General features: G+C 73.9%; 17 protein-coding genes, 1 pseudogene and 1 riboswitch. Of the genes and pseudogenes, 13 read left to right on the top strand and 5 right to left on the bottom strand.

The features are described from left to right. Positions 1-23 precede the first annotated feature (23 nt). From CLT72_RS32815 to CLT72_RS14725, 6 genes and pseudogenes are all read left to right on the top strand, one after another. Positions 24-383: pseudogene (locus tag CLT72_RS32815) on the top strand (PhoH family protein); the annotation flags it as partial. A gap of 15 nt (positions 384-398) precedes the next feature. Beyond that, positions 399-872 (top strand): rRNA maturation RNase YbeY, encoded by a 474-nt coding sequence (ybeY, locus tag CLT72_RS14745; RefSeq protein WP_101412357.1) that lies wholly within the window; start codon positions 399-401, stop codon positions 870-872. After that, positions 848-2,257, top strand: coding sequence for a hemolysin family protein (locus CLT72_RS14740; protein WP_101415171.1), 1,410 nt, complete (start codon positions 848-850; stop codon positions 2,255-2,257). Before ybeY ends, CLT72_RS14740 begins: the two co-directional genes overlap by 25 nt. Then, complete coding sequence (locus CLT72_RS14735; RefSeq protein ID WP_101412356.1) at positions 2,250-2,636, top strand: cytidine deaminase; 387 nt, start codon at positions 2,250-2,252, stop codon at positions 2,634-2,636. Before CLT72_RS14740 ends, CLT72_RS14735 begins: the two co-directional genes overlap by 8 nt. A gap of 46 nt (positions 2,637-2,682) precedes the next feature. Further along, positions 2,683-3,579 (top strand): GTPase Era, encoded by an 897-nt coding sequence (era, locus tag CLT72_RS14730; protein ID WP_101412355.1) that lies wholly within the window; start codon positions 2,683-2,685, stop codon positions 3,577-3,579. A 175-nt stretch (positions 3,580-3,754) separates the two neighbouring features. Beyond that, positions 3,755-4,957, top strand: coding sequence for an acyltransferase family protein (locus CLT72_RS14725; RefSeq protein ID WP_101412354.1), 1,203 nt, complete (start codon positions 3,755-3,757; stop codon positions 4,955-4,957). Here the strand turns inward: CLT72_RS14725 and CLT72_RS14720 are convergent. Next, positions 4,944-5,774 (bottom strand): DUF4097 family beta strand repeat-containing protein, encoded by an 831-nt coding sequence (locus CLT72_RS14720; protein WP_101412353.1) that lies wholly within the window; start codon positions 5,772-5,774, stop codon positions 4,944-4,946. The two genes, CLT72_RS14725 and CLT72_RS14720, sit on opposite strands and share 14 nt — an antisense overlap. Positions 5,775-5,874: 100 nt before the next feature. Here CLT72_RS14720 and recO point away from each other — a divergent pair, with 100 nt between their 5' ends. The 3 genes from recO (at position 5,875) to CLT72_RS14705 (ending at position 7,776) form a co-directional block, all read left to right on the top strand. Further along, a complete protein-coding gene (gene recO / locus CLT72_RS14715) occupies positions 5,875-6,717 on the top strand; it encodes a DNA repair protein RecO (RefSeq protein ID WP_101412352.1) in 843 nt (280 codons plus the stop codon). A 32-nt stretch (positions 6,718-6,749) separates the two neighbouring features. After that, the gene (locus tag CLT72_RS14710; RefSeq protein ID WP_172896643.1) at positions 6,750-7,526 is read left to right on the top strand and encodes an isoprenyl transferase; all 777 of its coding nucleotides are present in this window, start codon (positions 6,750-6,752) and stop codon (positions 7,524-7,526) included. 64 nt (positions 7,527-7,590) lie between these two features. Next, a complete protein-coding gene (locus CLT72_RS14705; protein WP_101412351.1) occupies positions 7,591-7,776 on the top strand; it encodes a hypothetical protein in 186 nt (61 codons plus the stop codon). Between the two features lie 72 nt (positions 7,777-7,848). Here CLT72_RS14705 and gndA read toward each other — a convergent pair whose 3' ends face one another. After that, entirely contained in the window at positions 7,849-9,291 is a 1,443-nt protein-coding gene (gene gndA / locus CLT72_RS14700) for an NADP-dependent phosphogluconate dehydrogenase (protein WP_101412350.1), read from the bottom strand. 299 nt (positions 9,292-9,590) lie between these two features. Between gndA and CLT72_RS14695 the strand changes: the two genes are divergently transcribed. Next, the gene (locus tag CLT72_RS14695) at positions 9,591-9,827 is read left to right on the top strand and encodes a hypothetical protein (RefSeq protein WP_088998902.1); all 237 of its coding nucleotides are present in this window, start codon (positions 9,591-9,593) and stop codon (positions 9,825-9,827) included. A gap of 255 nt (positions 9,828-10,082) precedes the next feature. On the opposite strand, the gene CLT72_RS14690 is transcribed toward CLT72_RS14695, so the two are convergent. From CLT72_RS14690 to CLT72_RS14680, 3 genes are all read right to left on the bottom strand, one after another. After that, entirely contained in the window at positions 10,083-10,883 is an 801-nt protein-coding gene (locus CLT72_RS14690) for an energy-coupling factor transporter transmembrane component T family protein (protein ID WP_101415170.1), read from the bottom strand. 34 nt (positions 10,884-10,917) lie between these two features. Further along, entirely contained in the window at positions 10,918-12,333 is a 1,416-nt protein-coding gene (locus CLT72_RS14685) for an ABC transporter ATP-binding protein (RefSeq protein ID WP_101412349.1), read from the bottom strand. Between the two features lie 108 nt (positions 12,334-12,441). Further along, on the bottom strand, positions 12,442-13,035 hold the full coding sequence (locus CLT72_RS14680) for an ECF transporter S component (RefSeq protein ID WP_101412348.1): 594 nt from the start codon (positions 13,033-13,035) through the stop codon (positions 12,442-12,444). A gap of 73 nt (positions 13,036-13,108) precedes the next feature. Further along, positions 13,109-13,214: riboswitch (TPP riboswitch) on the bottom strand. Positions 13,215-13,416: 202 nt separating this feature from the next. Between CLT72_RS14680 and CLT72_RS14675 the strand changes: the two genes are divergently transcribed. From CLT72_RS14675 to CLT72_RS14665, 3 genes are read left to right on the top strand one after another with little or no spacing between them, the layout of a single operon-like run. Then, complete coding sequence (locus tag CLT72_RS14675; RefSeq protein WP_199184765.1) at positions 13,417-14,415, top strand: permease; 999 nt, start codon at positions 13,417-13,419, stop codon at positions 14,413-14,415. Next, a complete protein-coding gene (locus CLT72_RS14670; protein WP_101412346.1) occupies positions 14,412-15,182 on the top strand; it encodes a TIGR03943 family putative permease subunit in 771 nt (256 codons plus the stop codon). The genes CLT72_RS14675 and CLT72_RS14670 overlap by 4 nt, the downstream gene beginning before the upstream one ends. A 55-nt stretch (positions 15,183-15,237) precedes the next feature. Continuing rightward, positions 15,238-16,068, top strand: a complete 831-nt coding sequence (locus CLT72_RS14665) for an alpha/beta fold hydrolase (RefSeq protein WP_101412345.1) — start codon at positions 15,238-15,240, stop codon at positions 16,066-16,068. Positions 16,069-16,082 lie beyond the last annotated feature (14 nt).

Here is a 16,082-nt window from a genome sequence, read left to right as displayed (position 1 = left end):
ATGACTTCCTGGTCACGCACAACACGCTGAACGACGCCTTCATCATCCTCGACGAGGCGCAGAACACGACGCCCGAGCAGATGAAGATGTTCCTCACCCGGCTCGGCTTCAATTCGAAGATCGTCGTCACCGGTGACGTCACCCAGGTGGACCTTCCCGGCGGCACGACCAGCGGCCTGCGGGTGGTCCGCGAGATCCTGGAGAACGTCGAGGACGTGCACTTCGCCGAGCTCTCCAGCTCCGACGTGGTCCGCCACCGGCTGGTGGGGGAGATCGTCGACGCGTACGCCCGCTGGGACGAGCGGGAGAACCAGCAGGCGCAGAGCGTGCACGCCGTGCCGGGGCGGTCCGCCCAGGGCGGTCGGGCCGGCCGGCGCCGCTAGACCGAGGGAAGACTGTTGTCCATCGAGATCGCCAACGAGTCGGGTGTCGACGTCGACACCGACGCCGTGCTCGCCGTGGCCCGGCACGCCCTCGACGAGATGGGGGTCAACCCCCTCGCCGAGCTCTCCGTGCTGCTGGTCGACATCGACTACATGACCGAGCTCAACCACCGGTGGATGGGCGGCGACGGCCCGACCGACGTGCTCGCCTTCCCCATGGACGAGGGCAGCGTCGACCACGGGCCGGGTGAGACGTCCGCCGCCGGTGGCGAGCCCGCGTTGCTCGGCGACATCGTGCTGTGTCCGGAGGTGGCGGCGAAGCAGGCGGCCGCCGCCGGCCACACCGCCGCCGACGAGCTGCACCTGCTCACCGTGCACGGGGTGCTGCACCTGCTCGGCTACGACCACGCCGAGCCGGAGGAGGAGCGGGAGATGTTCGCTCTCCAGGCCCGACTGCTGGCGAGCTGGCGGTCGACCCGGTCCCGGTGATGACCTCCCCGACACTGGCGGCCGGCGCCACCGGCCTGCCCGATCTGCAACTGTTGGTCTTCGCGGCCGGCCTGGTGGTGCTGGCCGGCCTGATCGCCATGACCGAGGCGGCGCTGGCCGCGGTCTCGCCTGCCCGCGCCGCCGAGCTGGCCCGCGACGGCGCGCGGGGCGCGCGGACGCTCCAGGCCGTCGCCGGGGACGTGGTCCGCCACCTCAACCTGCTCCTGCTGCTGCGGCTGCTCGCCGAGCTGACCGCCACCACCCTGGTGGCGCTGGTCGCGGTGGACACCTTCGGCGCGGGCTGGCGTGCGGCGCTGATCACGGCCGGGGCGATGACCGTGATCAGCTTCGTGGTGGTCGGCGTCGGCCCCCGGACCATCGGCCGGCAGCACGCGTACGTGGTCGGGCGCTCCGTCGCCCCGCTGGTGCGCTGGCTGGGCCGGGCGCTGAACCCGCTCGCCTCGCTGCTGATCCTCATCGGCAACGCGGTCACCCCGGGCCGGGGCTTCCGGGAGGGGCCGTTCGCCACCCAGGTGGAGCTGCGCGAGCTGGTCGACCTGGCCGAACAGCGCGGTGTCGTGGAGCACGGCGAGCGGCAGATGATCCACTCGGTCTTCGCGCTCGGCGACACCATCGCCCGCGAGGTGATGGTGCCGCGTACGGAGATGGTGTGGATCGAGGAGCGCAAGACGCTCTCCCAGGCGCTGGCGCTCTTCCTGCGCTCCGGCTTCTCCCGGATCCCGGTCATCGGCGAGAGCGTCGACGACGTGCTCGGCGTGCTCTACCTCAAGGACCTGATCCGGCGTACCCAGGGCGGCGCCGCCGAGGACCGGCAGCTCCCCGTGGCCGAGCTGATGCGCCCCGCTACCTTCGTGCCCGAGTCCAAGCCGGTCGACGACCTGCTCTCGGAGATGCAGGCCGCCCGCAACCACCTGGTCATCGTCGTCGACGAGTACGGCGGCACCGGCGGGCTGGTCACCATCGAGGACATCCTGGAGGAGATCGTCGGAGAGATCACCGACGAGTACGATGTCGAGCGCCCGCCGGTCGAGCACCTCGACGACGGGGCGGTGCGGGTCACCGCACGGCTCCCGGTGGAGGACCTGGGCGAGCTGTTCGACACCGACCTCCCCACCGACGAGGTGGAGACCGTCGGCGGCCTGCTCGCCCAGTCCCTGGGCCGGGTCCCGATCCCCGGGGCGCAGGCCGAGGTGGCCGGGCTCCGGCTGATCGCCGAGGGCACCACCGGCCGACGCAACCGGATCGACACCGTGCTGGTCAGCCGGGCGGAGTCGACCGACACCCAGAACGGCCCGGGCCGCGAGCACGCGGAGCACCGGGACGACCCGAACCGATCCGAGGAGAGGCAACCCGCCGATGCCTGAGTCACCCGCCGTACCGGCCGCCCGGCCCACCCCGTCCGACCCGGTCGAGCTGAGCGCGGAGGACGGCAAGCTGGTCGTCCTGGCGCGGGGCGCGCGTGGCCGGGTGGGCGCCGTGGAGGGCGCGGCGGTCCGCGACCAGGACGGCCGGACGTACGCCGCGGCCAGCGTCTCGCTGCCCTCGCTGACGATCACCGCGCTCCAGCTCGCGGTGGCCTCGGCGGTGGCGGCCGGCGCGACGCGGCTGGAGGCCGCGGTGGTGGTCACCGAGGCGTCGACGCTGGACGGGGCCGGGCACGCGGCGGTACGCGACCTTGCCGCGGACGCGCCGATCCACGTGGCCGCCCCGGACGGGTCCGTCCTCGGCACGGTGGTCGAGTGAGCGGGCACGGCGTGGCGCCTCGGAGCATCCGGAGCGGGGCGGCGGCGTGAGCGACCTCCAGCCGCGCCCCTACCGGGCCGGATTCGCCTGTTTCGTCGGCCGGCCGAACGCCGGCAAGTCGACGCTCACCAACGCGATCGTCGGGCAGAAGATCGCCATCACCTCGAACAAGCCGCAGACGACCCGGCACATCATCCGGGCCGTCCTGCACCGCCCGGAGTCCCAGCTCGTGCTGGTCGACACCCCGGGCCTGCACCGGCCCCGCACGCTGCTGGGCGAGCGCCTCAACGACCTGGTCCGGCAGACCTGGAGCGAGGTCGACGTGATCGGCCTCTGCATCCCGGCGGACGAGCCGATCGGACGGGGCGACCGGTTCATCACCGGCGAGCTGGCCGAGCTGAAGGCCACGGTGCTCGCGGTGGTCACGAAGACCGACCTGGTGGACCGCAAGCGGCTGGCCGAGCAACTGCTGGCGGTCAGCGAGCTGGGCGAGTTCGCCGAGGTGGTGCCGGTCAGCGCGGTCTCCGGGCACCAGGTCGACACCCTGGTCGACGTGATGACCGGCTACCTGCCCGAGTCGCCGCAGCTCTACCCGGACGACATGCTGACCGACGACCCGGAGCAGGTGCTGGTCGCCGAGCTGATCCGGGAGGCCGCCCTGGAGGGCGTCCGCGACGAGTTGCCGCACTCCATCGCGGTGGTCGTGGAGGAGATGATCCCCGAGGGCCAGCTCATGAAGATCTATGCGGACGTCTACGTCGAGCGGCCCAGCCAGAAGGCGATCGTGATCGGCCACCGGGCGAGCCGGCTCAAGCACGTCGGCACCACGGCCCGCCGGCAGATCGAGGAGCTGCTCGGCACCCGGGTCTATCTGGACCTGCACGTCCGGGTGGCGAAGGACTGGCAGCGGGATCCGAAGCAGCTGCGCAAGCTGGGCTTCTGACGCCGGGGGCCGGGGCGCGACGCGTCCCGGCCCCGAGCCCGTCCGGCGCATGATCGGTATCGGTCAGACGTATGGAAGATGTCACCTTCTGGTGGGTTCCCTTCTGTTTGCCGCGCTCGGCCCGGAGGGTAGGGGATAGGACAGCCCCCGTACCCCCGGACATAGATGCAGGCTGATGCGAAACCGATACCTGGACCTGCTCCGCTTCCTGGCCATCGTTCGAGTCGTCGTCTACCACGTCACCGGTTGGGCCACGCTGACCCTCGTCTTCCCGGCGATGTCGGTGATGTTCGCCCTCGCCGGCTCGCTGATGGCGGCCTCGCTGCACCGGTGGGGACCGGGGGCGGTCGTCCGCCGGTTGCGGCGACTGTTGCCGTCGCTCTGGGTGCTCGCCGCCGTCTTCGTACCGGCCATGCTGCTCACCGGGCTGCCCCTGAGCCCGAAGGTGCTGCTCTGGATCTTCCCCATCGCCGATCCCCCGGCCAACGGCTGGGGTGCGATCGCGCTCAGCGTGATCTGGTACCTGCGCGACTACCTCTGGTTCGTGCTCGCCTCGCCGTTGGCGCTGTGGCTGTTCCGGCGCGCACCGGTGCCCACCCTCGTCGCCCCGTACGCCCTGCTCGCGGCGGCCGAACTGGGCCTGCTCCCGGCGCTGCCGGTGGCGCTGCGGCACTTCGGGCTCTACTTCGGGGCGTGGCTGCTCGGCTTCGCCCACCAGGCCGGCATGCTGCGCCGCCTCGCCAACCGGGTGCTGGTGCCGGTCGCGCTGGCCCTCGCCGCCGCCGGTGCCGCCTGGATCGTCACCCACCCCGGTCCCCGCGGGTACGACCTGAACGACAACCCGCTGGGCAACGCGCTCTGGTCGGCGGCGTTCGTCCTGGTGCTGCTCGGCCGGGGGCCCGCGAGCGCGCCGTGGGTGGACCGCAGCGCCGCGTTCGGCCGGGTGGTGACCGTGTTCAACCGGCGGGCGCTGACCGTCTACCTGTGGCACATGCCGTTCGTGGTGGCGCTCACCCCGCTGGTCGACGTGGTGGGCTGGTCGCACCAGGACCCGGTCGGCCTGGCGATCCGGGTGGTACTCGTCTTCGCGCTGGTCGCCGCGGTCACCGCCCTGGTCGGCTGGGTGGAGGACGTGGCGGCCCGCAGGCCGCCGGAGCTGGTCCCCGGCCGCGCCCGCCCCGCCCCGACCACCGTCCGCGCGGCTGCCGGTCGCACCGGCGACGGTCCGGGCCCCGTCCGCGCGGCTGCCAGCCGGTTGGTCGACCGTCCCGACACCGCCCGCCCGGCCGGCGACGGGACGGTCGGCGCCCCGGCCACGGGGCGGGCGGCGGTGCCGGCGCCCCGGGAGCCGGAGACCGTCGAGATCAGCGCTGGGTGACCGTCACGTTGCCGCTGCCGGTGGAGAGGTCGAGCACCAGCGTGGCGGACGGGTCGTCGGTGACGCCCAGCTCGGCGTCGCCGCTGTCGGTGCTGGAGCGGACCCGGTAGCGGCCCGCCGGCACGACCAGCTCGACGTTGCCGCTGGAGGCGTGTACCCGCGCCGAGGCGGGCGTCGTGAGGTCGACGGTGACGTCACCGGAGCCTGTCTCGGCGTCCACCCCGCCGTCGAGGCGGTGCCCGGTGATGTCGCCCGACGAGGTACGCAGCGTGACCGCGCCGGCGGCCTCGTCGACCTCGACGTTGCCGGAGCCGGTCTGCGCGCGTACGGGCCCGGTGGCGCCGGCCACCTGGATGTTGCCGGAGCCGGTCTCCGCGCGTACGGGGCCGCTGGCGGCGGTCACCCGGATGTTGCCGGAGCCGAGCCGCATCTCCACCGGACCCACCCTGCTCAGGTCGACGTCACCGGAGCCGGTCTCGCCCTTCACGCTCACCCCGTCCGGGGCGGTGACCTCGTAGGAGACGCTGCACCGGGAGCCGCAGTCGGTGTCCAGCACCAGTTCGCCGCCCTTGACCTCGTACGTCGCGTCGGGCTGGCCGCCCTGGTAACGCACCACCCGCTTGATCCGCACCTCGTCCTGCGCGCCGATGGCGCGTACGGTCACGTCGCCGGCCCCCGGAAGCACCCGGATGCTGCTGATCCGTACCGCCTCGGTGTTGTCGTAGTCGAGCCGGCGGAAGGACAGGTTGTCGCACCCGGCGGTGACGATCAGGGTGGTGGCCGCAGCGAGCGCGGCGGCGGTGCGGTGCAGGGCCATGCGAGCACGCTACGAGGCGTGACGGCCCCCGCGCATCGGGGTTCGGCGCGTGGACACCCCGAGCTGACCCTGATTCCGCACCCCGAGAGAGAATGGTCCGATGGCCGGGTACCGCCGACAGCTCTACCGCGACGACGCGGTGGTCCTGCGCGTGCAGAAGCTCGGTGAATCCGACCGGATCATCACCCTGCTCACCCGCCGGCACGGCCGGCTGCGCGCGGTGGCCCGGGGGGTCCGCCGCACCAGCAGCAAGTTCGGCGCCCGGCTGGAGCCCTTCGGCCACGTGGACGTCCAGCTCGCCGGCGACCCGAAGGGCAACCACGGCAGTTCGCTGCACACGGTCAGCCAGGTCGAGGGCATCGACCTCTACGGCAAGCGGTTCCTCGGCGACTATTCCCGCTACACGGCCGCCAGCGCGATCGCCGAGACCGCCGAGCGGCTCACCCCCGTCGAGCGGGAACCGTCGCTGCGGCTGTTCCAGCTCACCCTGGGCGCGCTGCGGGCGCTCGCCGAGGGCAGCCACGCCACCACCCTGGTGCTCGACGCGTACCTGCTGCGGGGCATGGCGCTGGCCGGCTGGGCGCCGGCGCTGACCGCCTGCGCCGTCTGCGGCACGCCGGGGCGGCACCGGGCGTTCTCCGTACCGGCCGGGGGCGCGGTCTGCCCGGACTGCCGGCCGCCGGGCGCGGCCCACCCCGCCCCGGCCACCGTCGACCTGATGTCCGCGCTGACCACCGGCGACTGGCGGGTCGCCGACGCCACCGAGGCAGGCGTACGCCGGGAGTGCAGCGGCCTGGTCGCGGCGCACCTGCAGTGGCACCTGGAGCGCGCGCTACGCTCGCTGCCGCTGGTCGACCGGGGCGCCCCGACGGCCGGCCCGGTCCCGCCGCCGCCCGGCGTCGGCTCCGGTGCGGACAGCGTGAGCAGGGGGAGGACGGAGTGATCCGATCGTTGAGGGCCGGGCGTCGTGAGCCGGTGCCGCCGACACCGCACCCGTCGGGCGCCCGACCGCCGGCCCTGCCCGCCGACGCGGTGCCGAAGCACGTCGCCGTCGTGATGGACGGCAACGGCCGGTGGGCCAAGGAGCGCGGGCTGCCCCGCACCAAGGGCCACGAGGCGGGCGAGTTCTCCCTCTTCGACACGGTCGAGGGCGCCATCGAGCTGGGCATCCCCTACCTGTCGGCGTACGCCTTCTCCACGGAGAACTGGCGGCGCTCGCCGGACGAGGTCCGGTTCCTGATGGGCTTCAACCGCGACGTCATCCGCCGCCGCCGCGACCAGCTGGTCGACCTGGGGGTGCGGGTGGTCTGGTCCGGCCGGGCCGGCCGACTGTGGAAGAGCGTCATCTCCGAGTTGCAGACGGCCGAGGAGATGTCGCGGGGCAACTCGACGCTGACCCTCCAGTTCTGCGTCAACTACGGCGGGCAGGCCGAGATCGCCGACGCCGCCGCCGCCATCGCCCGCGACGTCGCGGCGGGCCGGCTGGACCCGGAGAAGGTCAACGAGAAGACCGTCGCGAAGTACCTCTACCACCCGGAGATCCCCGAGGTGGACCTGTTCCTGCGGCCCTCGGGCGAGGAACGGATCTCCAACTTCCTGCTCTGGCAGACCGCGTACGCCGAGCTGATCTTCCTCGACACGCTCTGGCCCGACTTCGACCGCCGTCACCTCTGGTACGCCTGCGAGCTGTACGCCCAGCGGGACCGGCGCTTCGGTGGCGCGCTGCCCAACCCGGTCGCCCCGCCGAGCTGAGGCTTACCGTCCGGTCGTACGGGGTACCACGGTGGTCAGCAGCCACCGACGGAGGTGAACCCACATGATCCAGAAGCGTATTGCCCAGTGGGCGATGATGGCCGTCGCCGTGCCGTTGGCGGCGGCCGGCGCGCGCCGGCTCAGCCACACCCTGGAGTCCCGACGCGGCCCGTCCGGCATGAGCCGCCTGCTCACCAAGGGCGCCGACATGCTCCGCCCGCAGAAGGCCAAGCGCCGCCGCTTCTTCTGACCCCCACCCGCCCCACCCATCCCGCGTGGCGATCATGCAGTTGAGTGCATGATCGACCGCTGGGTGGGTGGGTCAGGTGCCGGTTTCGGTCCTGTCGCTGGGCCAGTTGGTGTGGAAGGTGCCTTCGCGGTCGACGCGCTGGTAGGTGTGCGCCCCGAAGTTGTCGCGCAGTCCCTGGATCAGGGCGGCGGGGAGCCGCTGTGCGCGCAGCGCGTCGAAGTACGCCAGCGACGAGGCGAACGCCGGGGCCGGCACGCCCGCCCGCGCCGCGTCGGACACCACCCGCCGCCAGCTCGGCACCCCGTCGTCGACGGTGTCCGCGAACCACGGCGCCACCAGCAGCGTCGGCAGGTCGGGCCGCTCGTCGTACGCCTGGCGGATGCGGTCGAGGAAGCGGGCCCGGATGATGCAGCCGCCCCGCCAGATCGTCGCCGTGCCGCCCAGGTCGATGCTCCAGTCGTACTCCCGGGAGCCGGCCCGGATGTGGTCGAAGCCCTGCGCGTACGCGACGATCTTCGAGGCGAGCAGGGCGCGCCGGACGTCCTCGACGAAGGCGTCGCGGTCCTCGACCCGCCACGTGGCGCCCGCGTCCGGGAACGCCCGGCGGGCCGCCTCACGCTGGTCGGCGTGCCCGGACAGCGACCGGGCGAAGGTCGCCTCGGCGATGCCGGTGATGGGGATGCCGAGGTCCAGCGCGCTCTGCACCGTCCAGCGACCGGTGCCCTTCTGCTCGGCGCGGTCGAGCACGACGTCCACGAACGGCCGCCCGGTGGCCGCGTCGGTGTGCGCCAGCACGTCCGCGGTGATCTCGATCAGGAAGGACTCCAGCTCGCCGGAGTTCCAGCCGCGGAAGACCTCCGCGATCTCCGCCGGCTCCGCGCCCAGACCGGCCCGCAGCAGGTCGTACGCCTCGGCGATGAGCTGCATGTCGGCGTACTCGATGCCGTTGTGCACCATCTTGACGAAGTGCCCGGCGCCGTCCGGCCCGATGTGCCGGCAGCACGGCACCCCGTCCACCTGGGCGGCGATGCGTTCGAAGATCGGCCCGAGCGTGCGGTACGACTCGGCCGACCCGCCCGGCATGATGCTCGGGCCGCGCAGCGCGCCCTCCTCACCGCCGGAGACCCCGGTGCCGACGAAGTGCAGGCCGTACGCGCGCAGCGCCTCCTCCCGCCGGCGGGTGTCGGTGAAGTGCGCGTTGCCGCAGTCCACGACGATGTCGCCGGCGTCGAGCAGCGGGACCAGCTCGTCGAGCACCGCGTCGGTGGGGCCGCCCGCCTTGACCATCACGATCACCGCCCGGGGCCGCTCCAGCGAGGCGACGAAGTCGGCCATCGACTCGGCGGGCACGAAGGTCCCCTCGCGCCCGTGCTCCGCCATGAGGCTGCGGGTGCGCTCCGGCGAGCGGTTGTGCACCGCCACGGCGAAGCCGTTGCGGGCCAGGTTGCGGGCCAGGTTCCGGCCCATCACCGCCAGCCCCGTCACGCCGATCCGCGCCGTCGCCCGCCCGGCCATCCGCCCGCCCTCCGCCGTCGACACCCGCCGCTGTGACCGTATCGCCGGGCGCGACGGCCCGGAGGCGGGTCGGCCGTTCCGATCGTGCCGGTAATTCGGCTGCGCGCGACCGGCCGGGCGGCTAGCGTGTGGGCATGCGCAACTGACGCCCCACCTCCGAGCCGACCCGCCGCTGCTTGCCGTGGGTCCGCGTGCTCCCGGGCGTCCGCATTCCGCACCTGCCGCCGAGGCGGTGGTGTTCCTCGTGGTCGATCCCGGGCAGCAGTCCCGATCCCGCCCGCAGACCGAGGAGGCACCGGATGCCCGCCAGGCGCAACCCGAAGAAGTCCCGTACCACCGTTCCCACGCCGTCCGCCGCGGACCTGACGCCCGTCAACCTCGACGAGGTGGCGGTCGCGCCGGTCGTGCCGGCACTGCCGGGCGCCCGGCCGGCCGCGCCGAAGGCCGGTCCGCCGGTCTCCGGCGCCGGCCGTGCCGGCACGCTGCGCGGCCAGAAGGCCGGGCAGGCCCGCCGGTACGCCTTCCGGCGCAGCTGACGGTGCCGGCCGGGTGGAGCCGCCTGTCGCGGCGGCTCCACCCGGCCCGTCCGCCCGCAGGACGTGTGGCGGAAGTGGTGGGCGTCTGACGAACCACTGCCGCTGGAACGCTGATACCTGTACGGCATTAAAATACCTGTGTGGTATCAGGCAAGCGGACTGGACCGCCGTCGCCGAGGTCCGGCGCAGCCAGTCGCGGTCCCTGAAACAGACCGTGTGCGCCCGGCCGTCAATCAGGCGGGGCGCGGCCGAGGCTCAGCCGATCAACGGGCGGAAGGTGCCGACCAGCACGCTGACGGTCAGCGCGGCCCCGGCGAGCACCGCCGCGCCGACGATCAGCAGGCCGTCGGCGGCGACGAAGCGCTGTCGCCGGGCGACGGTGCGGGGGATCCCGGCGTCGAAGCCCCGGGCGTCCATCGCCACGGCCAGCCGGGTGCCCCTGCGGATCGCCCCGACCAGCAGCGCGAACGCCGTCGAGGCGAACAGCCGCAGTTTCGCCAACGGGTTGCGGCCGGCCTCCACGCCCCGCGCGCGACGGGCCATCGAGATCATCTGCCACTCCTGCCCGAGCAGCGGCACGAGCCGGAACGCGGCCAGCGCCCCGATGGCGAAGCGGGCGGGCGCCCTCGCGTTCTGGATCAGCGCGTCCGCCAGGTCGGTCGGGTCGGTGGTGGCGAAGACGATCACACCGGGCAGCGCCACCGCGAACATGCGCAGCACCAGGCCGAGCGCGGTGAGCAGCACCCCGGAGGTGACCACCACCGGGCCGGCCTCGACCAGCACCCGGCCGGAGCGCTCGGCCGCGAACAGCACCAGCGTCACCACCACGCCCACGGCGCCGACGAGCAGCGGCCAGGCCCGCCGTGCCAACACCCGCAGGCGGACCCCGAACAGGGGCAGCAGGGCCAGTTCGACGGCGATGGCGATGGCCGGCGCCACCGGGTCGAGGGTGGCGATCAGGATGAACGAGAAGACCAGCGCCGCGGCGAGCTTGGCCACCGGGTTGCGCCGGGCCAACGGCGCATCCGGCGCGGCGACCGGCTCGAAGCTGATCACACCCACTCCAGGACGACTCGGCGATCCGGGCTGGTCACGGGCGCTCCAGGGTGAGGCGGCGATCCGCCAGGGCGGCCACGAACTCCGGGTCGTGGGTGACCGCGACCAGGCCGTGCCCGGCGTCGCGCAGTTCGGCGAAGAGGTCCACCAGCTCCAGCCAGGTGCGCCGGTCCTGGCCGAAGGTCGGTTCGTCGCAGACGAGCAGGCGGGGTGCGGTGGCCAGGGCGGTCGCCACGCTCAGCCGCCGGGCCTCCCCGCCGGAGAGGGTGTACGGGTTGGCAGCCGCCAGCTTCGTCAACCGCAGCCGGTCCAGCAGGACGTCGACCGTGGACCGTACCGCCGCCTCGGGCTGGCCGGTGCGGCGCGGGCCGAGCGCCAGCTCGTCGAAGACGGTGTTGGTGACGAACTGGTGCTCCGGGTCCTGGAAGACCGAGCCGATCCGGCGGGCGAGCGCCGGGGCGCGCCAGCGGTGCGGGGGAGTGCGGGCATCGTCGCCGGCCAGTGCGGGCGTCGCCGCGACCCGGCCGGTTCCGGGCCTGAGCAGGCCGCCGAGCAGCAGGGCGAGGGTCGACTTGCCGGCCCCGTTGGGACCGACGACGGCGAGTGCCTCGCCAGCGCGTACGGTCAGGTCGACGGCGGCCAGCCGGGGCGGCAGGCCGAGCCGGTCGGCGGTGACCAGCACGTCGCCGGGCGGCGCGGTCGCGTGTCGGGGCGGCACCGGGCGGCCGGGCACCCAGACGCCCTCGTCGGCGAGCGCGTCGCCGTGCGTACCGAAGACGGCCTCGGGCGTGCCGTCGGCGCGGACGCCGCCGCCCGGTTCGAGCACGACGACCCGGTCGACCAGGGACAGCGCCTCGGCGACGCGGTGCTCGACCAGGATCAGCGTGGTGTCGGCGTGCAGGGCGCCGGCCACGGCCGTCCGGATCAGCGCGGCGCCGGTCGGGTCGAGGTTGGCGGTGGGCTCGTCGAGCAGCAGCAACCCGGGGCGCAGGGCCAGTACGCCGGCCAGGGCGAGCCGCTGCTGCTCGCCGCCGGAGAGGGCGGCGGTGGGGCGGTCCCGGGGGTACGGGAAGCCGACCCGCATCAGCGCCTCGTCGACGCGGGGCCAGATCTCTCCGGCGGGGGTGCCCCGGTTCTCCAGCCCGAACGCCACGTCGTCGCCGCTGCGGGCCATCACGAGCTGGGTTTCCGGGTCCTGGAAGACGATGCCCACCCGTTCGCGGCCCTTGCGGGGGTCGAGCCCGTCGATCTCGACGGTGCCCTCCTGCTCGCCCGAGTCCTCGGGCAGCAGCCCGGCCAGCGCGGCGAGCAGGGTGCTCTTGCCGGCCCCGGAGGGTCCGAGCAGCAGCACCCGCTCGCCGGCCTCGACGCGCAGGTCGACCCCGCGTACGGCCCACGCCCGTCGCCCGGCGTGCCGCCACCCGAACCCGCGCAGCGTCACCGCCCCCACGCCGTCCCCCTCCCGTCCCGTCCGCGAGCGTCGATCATGAGGTTGACGGCGTCCACGGAGATCCACATCGCCGTCAACCTCATGATCAACGCGCTTCCGTCGGGCCGGTCAGATCAGGGTGCGGTCGCGGGCGACGGGGAAGCGGTCCAGGGCGCCTGTGGTGGCCAGGGCGCGGGTCAGGGCCCAGCCGCCGGCACCCGCGACGATCGTGGCGCTGGCGATGGTGAGCAGGGCGTACGGGATGCGGTAGCTGCCCAGCGCGTACTCGCTGTTCCAGACGAAGAAGTCGAACAGCGCCGCGCCGAGACCGGTCGACGCGCCGGCGATCAGCGCGGTGGGCAGCCGGAACGAGCGGTACCGGAACGCGGCGAAGGCCAGTTCGGCGCCGAGCCCCTGGATCAGGCCCTGGACGATGGTGATGCCGCCCCACTCCGAGCCGAGCAGCGCCGAGACCGTCGCCGCCACCGCCTCGCAGAAGAGCGCCGCGCCGGGCTTACGGATCACCAGGCCGCCGAGGACGGCCGGGACCAGCCAGACGCCGTACATGATCGCCTGGCCGGCGGGGAAGAACGCGAACGCCGGGTCGACGGCCCGCCACAGCAGGCCCCAGGCCCAGAAGATGACGCCGAAGGCCACCGCGATCACCGCGGCGACGACGACGTCGACCGTACGCCACCGGGTGGCGGTGTTGTTGTCTCGCATGATTGCTCCCAGTCCCGAACGAGAACCAGGAGAAGACGCACGCCGCGTCCGGAACGTGCCGGACGTCGACGCGGCTGGAGGTCGACCGAACTCCCTGCGCTGGCATTACCCAGATCAGGTTCGAGGGTCTGCGGGCGGTGCCCGCACTCTCAGCGCTGTGCGCTCCCCTGTCGGATGTGAAGTTGTCGCGCCGACGCTAACACCTTTGAAGATCAACCAGCAAAGTGATCTTTCCCCAGCTCACCAGCGCGTTCGATCGACGCCGTCGATTCCGGCCCGGTACTCTCGGGCGGCCACTGGGAAACCCGGCAGAGGGACACGTACGTGACATCCGAGGCTGAGCACCGCGCGCCGGACGGGCCGCACCCGGGCGCGGTGGGCGTGGCCGCCCCCGGCGTACGCGAGCAGAAGCCGGCGCCGCGCGGCCCGGAGCGGCGGATTGGGTCGGTGGAGGTGCTCGCCGGCCTGCTGATCCTGCTGGTCGTCTTCCGCGACCCGTTCGCCCGGGCCCTGTCGGCGCCCCGGTTGCAGACCTGGACGACCGTCTTCGTCTCGGTCATGGTGCAGGCCGTGCCGTTCCTCGTCTTCGGGGTGCTGCTCTCCGCGGTGATCGCGGTCTTCGTGCCCCGGTCGTTCTGGGCCCGGGCACTGCCGCGTCATCCCGCGCTCGCGGTGCCGGTGGCCAGCGCGGCCGGCGTGGTGCTGCCCGGCTGCGAGTGCGGGGCGGTGCCGATCGCCGGGTCGCTGATCCGGCGCGGGGTCACCCCGGCCGCCGCCCTGGCGTTCCTGCTCGCCGCCCCGGCGATCAACCCGATCGTGCTGACCGCCACCGCCGTGGCCTTCCCCGACGACCCGGCGATGGTCCTCGGCCGGGCGGTCGCGAGCCTGCTCGTCGCGATGGCCATGGGCTGGCTGTGGCTGCGCCTCGGCCGGGCCGACTGGATCCGGCTGCCGCGCCGGCCGGAGTTGGCGGACGGCTCGCGCGGGCGGGCGTTCTGGGGGGCGGTCCGGCACGACGTGACGCATGCCGGCGGCTTCCTGGTCATCGGCGCGGCCGCCGCCGCCACGATCAACGTCGTGGTGCCGGAGCGCTGGTTGCAGACCCTCGCCGACGAGCCGGTGCTGTCGGTGCTCGCGCTGGCCGCGCTCGCCGTGCTGCTCTCCCTCTGCTCCGAGGCCGACGCCTTCGTCGCCGCCTCGCTGTCGCAGTTCTCGCTGACCTCCCGACTGGTCTTCCTGGTGGTGGGGCCGATGGTCGACCTCAAGCTCATCTCGATGCAGGCCGGGGTCTTCGGCCGGCGGTTCGCGCTGCGGTTCGCCCCGACCACCTTCGCGGTGGCCGTCGCGGTGGCCGCCGCGACCGGGGCGGTGCTGCTGTGAACCGGCAGGCGCAGGCGGTCGTCCTGCTGCTGCTCGGGGGCGCGGTGATCCGGGCCAGCCTCACCGACCTGCACCTGCGCTACGTCAAGGAGGGGCTGCGTCCCTTCCTGGTCGCCGCCGGCCTGCTGCTGGTGGCCGCCGCGGTCATGACCCTCTTCTACGAGCTGCGCCCGCTGCTGCGGCGTACGCCCGCCGGCCACGACGGGCACGACGGCGACGACTCGCACGACGGCCACGGGCACGACGGCGACGACGGGCACGCACACCACGAGCCGCGGGTCGGCTGGCTGCTGATCCTGCCCGTGCTGGGCCTGCTGCTCGTCGCCCCGCCCGCCCTGGGCTCGTACGCGGCCGGGCAGGCCGGCACCGCCGTCGCCACCCGTCAGCAGCCGTCCGACTATCCGCCGCTGCCCGACGGCGACCCGGTGCGCGTCGCCGTGCTCGACTACGCCTCCCGGGCCCTGTTCGACCGGGGCACCTCGATCGGCGACCGCCGGGTCCAACTGACCGGCTTCGTCACCACCGGCCCCGACGGCCGGCCGCTGCTGGCCCGGATGGTGCTCTCCTGCTGCGCCGCCGACGGCCGGCCGGTCAAGCTGGGCCTGACCGGCGCCGCCCCCGACGGGCTGGCCGACGACACCTGGATCGAGGTGACCGGCCGCTACAGCGACCGCATCGCCCGCGACCCGGTCAACGACGCCGAGATCCCCTACCTGGACGTGGAGTCCTGGCGACAGGTGCCCGTGCCCCGGCAACAGTACGAGTGAGCTGCGGCCCGCAGGTCCCCGGCGGGCGGCTGCGGCCCTGGGTAGGCTCACGATCATGCGGATCGAAGCCCGGGGTTTCACGTTCGACGTCCGCGTCGGCGGACCGGAGGGCGGCGTGCCCGTCCTGCTGCTGCACGGCTTCCCGCAGCACGGCGGGGAGTTCGACGACGTGGTGCCCGCGCTGCACGCCGCCGGCCTGCGCACGTACGCGCCGGACCAGCGCGGCTACTCGCCCGGCGCGCGCCCCGAGGCCGTCGAGGCATACCGGCTGCCGGAGCTGGTCGCCGACGCGGTGGCCCTGCTCGACGCGCTGGGCGTCGACGCGGCGCACCTGGTGGGGCACGACTGGGGCGCCATCGTCGCCTGGGCCGTCGCGGCGCACCACCCCGCCCGGGTCCGTACGCTGACCGCCGTCTCGGTGCCGCACCCCGCCGCGATGACCTGGGCGTTGTCCGAGGACGCGGGGCAGAAGGCGCGCTCGGCGTACATGACGCTGTTCCGTAAGCCGGGCAAAGCGGAGAAGGCGCTGCTGGTGCTCGGCGCGACCGGGCTGCGCCGGATGCTGCACGGGGTCGGCGGCGACGCGCGGGTGGCCGCGTACGCGGACCCGCTGCGCGAGCCGGGCGCCCTGACCGCCGCGCTGAACTGGTACCGCGCCATGTCCCGCCGGGACCTGGCCGCCACCGGCCCGGTGACGGTGCCGACCACGTACGTGTGGAGCGGTCGCGACATCGCGATCGGCCGGACGGCCGCCGAGGCGTGCGCCCGGCACGTGCGGGCCGACTACCGCTTCGTCGAGCTGCCCCGGGTGAGCCACTGGATCCCCGACGAGGCGCCCGCCGCGCTGGCCGAGGCGATCCTGGCCCGGGTGCACGACCCGGTCTGACCCTCCCCGCGACG

This window comes from Micromonospora sp. CNZ309 (assembly GCF_002846525.1).
Note: the sequence above shows the minus strand (reverse complement) of the source record. Positions and strands in the feature narration are given on the sequence as shown.

Excerpts from the sequence above, each read along its gene's own strand:
- CLT72_RS14735 (WP_101412356.1), top strand. The coding sequence starts at position 2,250 with ATGCCTGAGTCACCCGCCGTACCGGCCGCCCGGCCCACCCCGTCCGAC.
- CLT72_RS14705 (WP_101412351.1), top strand. The coding sequence starts at position 7,591 with ATGATCCAGAAGCGTATTGCCCAGTGGGCGATGATGGCCGTCGCCGTG.
- CLT72_RS14720 (WP_101412353.1), bottom strand. The coding sequence starts at position 5,774 with ATGGCCCTGCACCGCACCGCCGCCGCGCTCGCTGCGGCCACCACCCTG.
- recO (WP_101412352.1), top strand. The coding sequence starts at position 5,875 with ATGGCCGGGTACCGCCGACAGCTCTACCGCGACGACGCGGTGGTCCTG.
- CLT72_RS14695 (WP_088998902.1), top strand. The coding sequence starts at position 9,591 with ATGCCCGCCAGGCGCAACCCGAAGAAGTCCCGTACCACCGTTCCCACG.
- CLT72_RS14725 (WP_101412354.1), top strand. The coding sequence starts at position 3,755 with ATGCGAAACCGATACCTGGACCTGCTCCGCTTCCTGGCCATCGTTCGA.
- gndA (WP_101412350.1), bottom strand. The coding sequence starts at position 9,291 with ATGGCCGGGCGGGCGACGGCGCGGATCGGCGTGACGGGGCTGGCGGTG.
- CLT72_RS14665 (WP_101412345.1), top strand. The coding sequence starts at position 15,238 with ATGCGGATCGAAGCCCGGGGTTTCACGTTCGACGTCCGCGTCGGCGGA.
- CLT72_RS14680 (WP_101412348.1), bottom strand. The coding sequence starts at position 13,035 with ATGCGAGACAACAACACCGCCACCCGGTGGCGTACGGTCGACGTCGTC.